Here is an 8,118-nt window from a genome sequence, read left to right on the forward strand (position 1 = left end):
TCAAAGGAGCTGATTGTAGACACAATTGGGTACCCCGGCCATCGTCGCGACTGGCGGTGCGGCCGGGGGGGAAAGTGCACGTTGCGGGCAATGCCTAGCTGATGACTGCGCCCTTGGGGCCACTGGCGATCAGCGCGGCGCCGCAGGCGGTCTTCATGCCATCCAGCGCCACGGGCGTACCGCCGACGCTGTAGGTGCTGCTGCCCTCGGCAATGGGAAATACCCCTTTGCACAGGGGGCAACTGACGCTGTGCCCTACCCCGGCAATCGGCTTGCCATTGAGGTTGGTGTTGGAAAAGGCTTCGAGTACCACGCCACCGTGGGTGGTGGCATCGCCCAGGCGAACAATGTCTTTCATGAGGTGGGTCCGTCCTTGTGTGATGGGATGTATTACGTGTGGAGGTGCAGGCCTTTGCACTCACGTCCGATGGTGCCTGATTGGAAGAGGGCTGAACATCAACATGCCGTTGCATGTCGTGGGAACGCGGGCGTCATCGAGCGGGTATCACGCTGGGCAGCCCAGATCCTCATAGTCGCTGTCAAACATTCAAGCCATCCAGGGCTACTGATGATCGTTAAGGAGCAGGATCAACGCTACTCAGCCACTGCTCAAAGTCATCCGCAACACGGCGGGCACTGCCCGTTTCATGATCCCACAACACCACGGCAGGCTCGCCTGAGGCGCCTTGCGCGTCATAATCGAAGCAATAATAATCACCTGTTCCAAACTCTGCGAAGGGCAACAGCGGTGCAAAACGCTCAGGCGATTGCGAGAAATTTTCCAGCCACGCCTGCCACCCTGCGGTGTAATTTCGGACGATCGAGTCCCAGGTCTTCCTCGGGTCTCGGCTGTCGAACACGGGGAACACCACCAGGCCACCCAGTGACCGTCCATTGTTGGCAAGCAGCCAGCGGGAAAAGGATGTGGGGAACGTTCTGTTCAGTTCCTTCTCTGCAGAAGCGATTGCAGAAAGCGTTGTGCCGATGACACGCGTTTTTGACATTCGGTTTCGAAATCCATCACTGGAGGCTACAAGAATCCCGCGTTGAGCACTGTATTGGTGGCCCTGACTCACGTCCAGAAGATCATCGTGCAGCAAGTAGTGATTCAAGCAGGTTTTCAACACGTCTGAGGACACTGCGCTGTCCTGCGAATACGCCAGATCGGTAACACCCTGAAACGGCTCCATCATGTAACAGAATTTGAGATCCAACTCCTTGGCACGCTATGGCCTGGTCGATCACGCCGCATGAGGTCGCTCGTATTTTCGTTCACATGCCAGTAACTGCTTTCGGACCTGCACACCGTTGTGCAACCGGTGGCTCAGGTTGCCCCGCTCGTCATAGGTGTAATGCGTGTCCGCATATTCGCGCAGCAGGTGTCCATCAACCGGTTGCGCCTGGGCGCACGCTCAAGCGGCCGCGTCAGTTCGTGGCACTTGTCGTCCAGCAGATTGCCGGCCGGGTCGAAGGCGAAGGTCTCCACCCCCAGCCGGCTGGTAGCCTGCAACAGGCGGCCAATCGGGTCGCACTGATACTCACGCTTGAGCAGGGTCGATTTGCCGTCCTGGCTGCCCAGCAAATGCACTCATCCTTCTATTTAGTTCTCTTCCTGGTTGACCACGACCTAAACAAAGTGCCCACCTCGTTAGCTAAGCCAATAACTTTCTGCTCAGCTTCGCTGTTACCAATCCTCATATTTTCAGGAAGTTTTTCCATCAAAAATTGATCTTGGCCACCTAGAATTCCTGACAGATGCGCATTCACACGAAAAATAATATGGTGCATTCTCCAACAAGTCGCTCCCTCACAACTAGCAGAACGAGAGAAACCACGATCCCCGATTGCTTTAGGAACACTCTTTCCACCAACCCAACATTCTAAATGGAGCTCGATAACTATATCCTTATAATTTGAATCCTCTCTTACATACTCTGGATCACTGAACAAAATCTTCCACCTCGGTATTTCGGAAAACCGAAGTGAGCATAAGATAGGGCGAAACAATCTCTCTGATAAATCAACCTCATGAATATTTTTCGGTGGTTTCAAATAGAAGTTCTTGAATACTTCTATCAGAGCACCCAGATTGCACTCAACGTGTTCAATAAACCGTGCCAGAACAAAGCCTACACGCCCATCTTTTGACATGGCCGGAATATAAAAAACATCACCCGACCTAACATCATTTCTTAGTAACCGCATTCCGCCCCTCTCGAAACCTCATAAAGTCAAGATTTTTTTTCAGCAGCCTTACTAGCGCGTATTTCTGCTAGTGCTTTTTCTAGAATTTTCATGTCGGGAGGATTTTTCTGCCCCCCCTTAGATCTCATCCATTTCCCCACTGGATTTTTTGGCCCTCGTGTTAGGAGTCGCCCCTCTTCAGTTATTTCGCTTGCTTTAATAGAGCGCTTAACCACTTCACCCAGTTCATTACTCACCTTACAATTAAGAAGACCATTTCTCTCCATAAACAAAAAAAGTGACTTATAACCAATCTCTACACTTTCTCTCCACTCAGGAACTTCACGATACGCCTCCAACACGCCGTCAATATCCCAGACTGTATAATCCGAATACATTTAGATTCTCCTTTCAACTGTTGAAATTCCTAATACAGGGACCAATTCCCCCGTACTTCGATCTTTGACAAACACCCCACCGGCTTCGCGAATCCGACGTTCCTTATCAATTTGATCGCGTTTATCTGCGCTCATACTAGTAACCTCATGAGTTGTGGCAGCGCCGCCTTCAATGATTGCAGTATCAACTCTACGTCGCTCTCCCGTCTCAGGATCCTTCACAGATCTGCCATTCGAGTCCCGTAAGTAGCATTCACTTTGAATAGTGGCATTTGGATGCTTAATTCTCATTTCCGCATTAAACTCCTGATGCCGCCTATCTCCCTCAACTGCGTTTTTGATCCGCGCCAGCCCCCAAGGGTCGATCCAATCAATAGGGTTTGGTGCGTATACGAATAAGTTCAACCCACCCGCATAGCTGATCGGATCCTGCCCAACAAACCGCCCAACCGCCGGATCATAGTACCGATACCGGTTGTAGTGCAGACCCGTCTCATGGTCGTGATACTGGCCCTGAAAGCGGATCGGGTTGTTCAACCCCACCTGTTTCGCCCAGGCCGAACGTTCTTGTTTCACCTCACCCCACGCCTTGTACTGCGCCGACCACGCCACGTCGCCGTTGTGGTCGGTCAGCTCCATCGGCGTGCCCAGGTGGTCACACTGGTACCAGGCAATCGCATCAAAGGGTTGTGGCGAGGCCGCTTGCTGCCAGAGCGGGTCTTGGTCGATGTCGTAGGGGCGGTTGCTCCAGTCCGGCTCCTTGTACAACCGTATCGGGGCCTTGCGCAGAGCCTGCGCCACCGGCACAAAGCTGCCGGGTTCGTACAGGTAGTGCACCGTGCGCCCGGTGTCACCTTCATCCTGCGCAGGCGAGCTTTCCCAGGCGAGGGTGTCGCCGTCCCAGCCGAACAGGGTGAAGCCGCAGTTCAGTTCGCGCTGGCGCTTGGCTCGCTCCAGCTGGTTCCAGCCAGTACCGGCTTCAGGTTTGTTCCAGTAATGCGCCGTCGAGTGCTTGTGCAACCGTCGCCCAAGGGCGTCATAGCTGTACTCGACCTTGAGCTTGTCGTCGCTGTAAGCCTGCAAACGGTCGAACAGGTCCCAGGTGAACCGGGCCTGCACACCGTTGTGCAACCGGTGGCTCAGGTTGCCCCGCTCGTCATAGGTGTAATGCGTGCCCGCATACTCGCGCAGCAGGTTGTCCATCAACCGGTTACGCCTGGGCGCACGCTCCAGCGGCCGCGTCGGCTCGTGGTGCTTGTCATCCAGCAGGTTGCCGGCCGGGTCGAAGGCGAAGGTCTCCACTCCCAGGCGGCTGGTGGCCTGCAACAGGCGGCCAATCGGGTCGTACTGGTAGGCCAGATGACCACGCCGGGTGTCATGGATGTCGGTCAGCTGGCCTACCGCGTCGTACTGGTACTCGCGCTTGAGCAGGGTCGCTTTGCCGTCCTGGCTACCCAGCAGCTGTTCCTGCAGGCGCCCCGCCGGGTCCCAGGCCTGAGTCTGGCTCAACCTGTTGCCCTGATGCCGCACAACCTCGCGGTGCAGGTCATCGCGCTCGTAGGCCAGCAGTTCATGCTGATCGACCGTCATGCCCAACAGATGACCGCTACCGTAGGTCAGCCAGCTGACCTTGTGCCCGTCCGGACGAGTGGTGGAGGTACGCAGGTTGAGGGCGTCGTACTCGTGCTGCCACACCGCGACCATCGGGGTGCCGGTGGCCAGGTAGTGCTGGTGTTCACGAACGAGGTTGCCGGCCTCGTCATGGAACCACTGCAGTTTGCTCGCGGCGTTGATGGCCTGGATCAGCCTGCCGTTGCCGTCGTAGGCAAAGGTTTCTTCCTCGCGCTGGTCACCCTGGCTGGCCACGCGGGAAATGAGACGGCCGACGGGATCGAAGGTGACGTCGAGGCGGCGTTGCCCGACGTGGGTGGAGGTCAGGCGCCCAGTGTTCGTGTCGTACTGGTAGCGCGTGGTGAGGCCGTCGAAGCCGCTCTCTTCCAGCAGACGGCCGACCGGGTCGTAGCGGAAACTGGCGTGGCTTTCGTTTTCGTTTTCCAGGCCCGTGAGGCGGCCCAGTTTGTCCCAGCGATAACGCAGGGTGTTCTCGGCCGCATCCACACGCTCGGCCAGCAAGCCAGCGACGGTGTAGGTCCATGTGGTACAGCGGTCGAGGGCATCGACGTGGGCCAGCAGGCGACTCTCGGCATCGCGCTCGAAGCGCTCTTCGGTCTTGTCCGGATGGATGACCAGGGCGAGCTGGCCGGCCTTGTACGTGTACTGGGTCTTGTTGCCGGCGGCATCGGTGAACTGCACCAACTGCCCGATATCGTCATAGGCCCATTTGCTGGTCTTGCCCGAGCAGTCGGTGTACTCGACCAGTTGCCCGGCGTCGTTGTACACCAGCGCCTTTTCGTTGCCGTTGGCGTCCTTGATCGCCTTGACCAGACCGGAGGGTGTGTAGGCGAACTCGGTCTTGTTGCCCAGCGGGTCGACGGTTTCGCTGAGGTTGCCCTTGAGGTCGTACTGGCGTTCCCACACACCGGCCTCGGCGTCGCGGATCCTGATCGGGCGACGGCGGTCGTCGTAGGCAAAGTGAACCTGGCTGTGGTCGGCACGGATATGCCGCACCACGCTGCCTTGCTCGTCGTAGTCGTAACGGTCTTCGCTGCCATCGACGTGGACATGCCGAACGATGTGCTTGCGCTCGTCGCGAAAGATCCACTCCGAGCGCTCGTCGGGGTAACGCACACGGTACAGATGTCCAAGGATGTCGTAGTAGTACCAGGTCTCCTGGCCATGGGCGTCGGTGACGTAGGTGAGGCGAATGTTGCTGTCCCACTCCAGGTGCAACTCGTAGCTGCCGTCATCGGCCCATTCGCGGATGGCCTTGGCATCGAACGCACTGCCCTTCCACTCCAGGTTCATGCCCCGGCCGGTACGGTCGGTGTAACGGGTCACCAGGTGATTTTGATAGTGGTAGTGCCAGGTGCCTGCGTGTTCATCCTGCGCGGCGACCAGGTCGCCATGGGCATCGTAGTGATAGGCACACAGTTGGCGTAGCGGTTGGCCGTCACGCATTTCCCACAGGCCGGTGATACGGCCATGGTCATCGATCAGGGTGCCTAGGTGACGCAGCACGTCACTCATGTCGCCTTGAAAGGTGATGATGTCGGACAGTACCGGCCGGCCCTCGTGCCGATGCTCGTAATGCAGCATGCAGCCGGCATCGTTCTGCAACAGGATCTTCTGCAGGTAGTAGCGCTCGCCCACGCGCAGATAGTGTTCCTTGCGCACGAAGCCGCGGCAGATCACCAGTTCGTCTTCACGACTGCGAACCAGCAGCAGGTCTTCGATAGCGTTGTACTGCGCCTTCTCGACCTTGAGCAGGTCGAACGCATGGCTACGGCCATCGTAGTCGTGAAACAGTAGACCCGTGCCGACCACATCGATGCAGGTGGTGAACGGCGTGACCCAGCGAGCGCCCAGGTTGCCTTGGTCGTACTCGGCCAGGCGCGAGTGGTAGATACGCTGCCACTCGATGGGAAATGCACCCGGCAGGCTGAAGTCGGTATGGATGATGAATTCCGAACCCAGGGCAAAGCTGATGTGGTTGCCTGAGTGCGCCTTGGGCGCTGGGCGCGGGATCGGGCAGGTATCTGGAAGCGGGCTGGTCGAAGCCACGGCCTCATGCTGCCTGGCCGTCGCCCCCAGCTCCCCCTTGGGTTTCTCCCGTTCCACCTGGGTCACGGTGCCCGGCTTGCTCACGCCCGACTGCCCGTTCTTGTTGCGCTTGCGAAAGCCCTTCACGGCGCCGTCCAGCACATTGAGCATCGAACCGATGCTCATCGCCAGCGACGGGTCCGCCAGCCTGTTCAACTGGCGCGCCAACTCCGGCCCCAGCTTGCGCAACTGCCCGGTCTGGGCCAGTACCTGAGCCTTGATGTCATCCGACACCAGCTTGCTCACGGCGCTGTTCACCACCCCCTTGCCCGCAGCCTTGCAGGCACTGTGCATCGCACCGAAGATATTCCTGATCGCCGCCCTGGGGCTGTGCGTGAGCTGGTCGCCAGCCGCAGACAACTGCTGGCTCATCGCCGTGCGGTCGCTCCTGGCATCGAGCTGGCCGGTGGCCACGGCGTCCAGGCCATCGGCGATTTCGCCGAACATCTGGGTGCCCTTCGCACCCGCCGCGTCAAGAATCTCGGCCAGCCTGGGCTTGGCCTGGGTGACGAAGTCGTCGATGGTGCCGGCGATGGTGGCGTTCAAATGGCCGATCAGCACCTGGATCAGCGAATCGCCCAGCAGCATCTTGGCGCTGTTGCGCAGTTCCTGGCGCACCAGGAACAACGTCGGGCGCAGGCTCATGCGCGCGGCCGCCATGGTCGGCGGTGCCGGCAGTACGCCTATCAGGTTGATGCCCAGGCTGACCCAGTCCAGCACCTCGCGCTGCTTGCTCTTGACCAGGGTGACCACGTCCCCCAGTGCATCCACCAGGGCCATGATGTTGCCCACCACCGGCAAGGCGCCGGCCACGGACTTGATGCGTTCCAGGGTGACGGTGCCACCACTGATCGATTGCAGCCAGGCGTCGAATTCGGCGGCGCCGCGGCCCACGTCCTTGGCGTCGATGGTGTTGAGCGGGGCGACCGCGACCTGGGGTTCGCGGGGTTTGGCGGACTCGCTCATGCCAGCACCTCGCGGCTGGCCAGAGCCTTGGCCGGGCTGCTCGGCAAGGTCGGCTGGGCCAGACCGGGCAAGGTGTTGAGCGCCCTTGCCGCTTCCAGCGACGCCGCTGCGCCGGGCACCACGCTACTGGCCAGGCCGGCCATCGCGGCAGGCTCGCCCTTGAGTGCAGCGCCCACCTGCTGTGCCTGCTGCAAGGCCGCCTGGCCACTTCTGGCCAGTTGCAGCCCGCTGCCCGCAAGCGCCTTGCCATCGTCCATCACTGCAGAGCCACCGGGGCCCATGAGGCCCTGGGCCATTGTCTTTCCTTGTGCCATAACGTCCTGTACCAGTCCTTTGCCCTTGTCCATGCCTTGCTGCACCAGTGCCTTGCCGTTCTCCAGGCCATCCCTGGCCGCGCCCAGCACCTCGCCGACCACTGATTGCTGGCCGGGTGCGATATCGTCGAGTGAGGGGCTGAGCGGCCACGTGCTGGCGCCAAAGTGGCTGGCTTCGGCCCAGGTGTCAGCCGGGTCCAGGCCGAAGTCGGCCCACAGCGGGCCGAGGGCGGCACCGCTGGCGAGGTTGAAGCCGTCGGCGTCGAGCGTGCCCTTGATCGATTTGCCCAGTGCGTCGGTCACGTTGTAGTCGCCGGTTTTCACGCCTTTGCTGTTGGCGTACTGGTACAGCAACTCCAGATCGCCCTTGCCCGGCTTGGGCGGCTCGGGGAAGGTCCCGGCCAGGCTCTTGGGCCCCACATGGGCGAAGTTCGCCGCGTGCGCAGTGTATGGCCCGGTAGTTACGTGAGTGATGCCGCCCGCGTTGTAGGTACTGGCGCTGCCGCCGCCTTGGAGTACCAGTTCGGTCTTGGCCG

General features: G+C 59.6%; 6 protein-coding genes and 1 pseudogene. All 7 read right to left on the reverse strand.

Annotation, left to right across the window (positions count from 1 at the left end):
- Positions 1-94: 94 nt before the first annotated feature.
- A complete protein-coding gene (locus DN388_RS07200) occupies positions 95-358 on the reverse strand; it encodes a PAAR domain-containing protein (protein ID WP_054916267.1) in 264 nt (87 codons plus the stop codon).
- A gap of 217 nt (positions 359-575) precedes the next feature.
- The gene (locus DN388_RS07205) at positions 576-1,214 is read right to left on the reverse strand and encodes an SMI1/KNR4 family protein (RefSeq protein ID WP_254998092.1); all 639 of its coding nucleotides are present in this window, start codon (positions 1,212-1,214) and stop codon (positions 576-578) included.
- Positions 1,215-1,324: 110 nt separating this feature from the next.
- The gene (locus tag DN388_RS07210; protein ID WP_253086770.1) at positions 1,325-1,582 is read right to left on the reverse strand and encodes a hypothetical protein; all 258 of its coding nucleotides are present in this window, start codon (positions 1,580-1,582) and stop codon (positions 1,325-1,327) included.
- 14 nt (positions 1,583-1,596) lie between these two features.
- Entirely contained in the window at positions 1,597-2,205 is a 609-nt protein-coding gene (locus DN388_RS07215) for a hypothetical protein (RefSeq protein ID WP_254998096.1), read from the reverse strand.
- Positions 2,206-2,231: 26 nt separating this feature from the next.
- Complete coding sequence (locus DN388_RS07220; protein ID WP_146095045.1) at positions 2,232-2,582, reverse strand: hypothetical protein; 351 nt, start codon at positions 2,580-2,582, stop codon at positions 2,232-2,234.
- Entirely contained in the window at positions 2,583-7,268 is a 4,686-nt protein-coding gene (locus tag DN388_RS07225) for an RHS repeat-associated core domain-containing protein (RefSeq protein WP_254998099.1), read from the reverse strand.
- Positions 7,265-8,118, reverse strand: a pseudogene (locus DN388_RS07230) (DUF2345 domain-containing protein); the annotation flags it as partial. The pseudogene DN388_RS07230 and the gene DN388_RS07225, both read right to left, overlap by 4 nt.

Source organism: Pseudomonas sp. S12(2018), from assembly GCF_024355235.1.
GTDB lineage: Bacteria > Pseudomonadota > Gammaproteobacteria > Pseudomonadales > Pseudomonadaceae > Aquipseudomonas > Aquipseudomonas palmensis.

Coding starts and splice junctions, on each gene's coding strand:
- DN388_RS07200 (WP_054916267.1), bottom strand. CDS start 358: ATGAAAGACATTGTTCGCCTGGGCGATGCCACCACCCACGGTGGCGTG.
- DN388_RS07215 (WP_254998096.1), bottom strand. CDS start 2,205: ATGCGGTTACTAAGAAATGATGTTAGGTCGGGTGATGTTTTTTATATT.
- DN388_RS07220 (WP_146095045.1), bottom strand. CDS start 2,582: ATGTATTCGGATTATACAGTCTGGGATATTGACGGCGTGTTGGAGGCG.
- DN388_RS07225 (WP_254998099.1), bottom strand. CDS start 7,268: ATGAGCGAGTCCGCCAAACCCCGCGAACCCCAGGTCGCGGTCGCCCCG.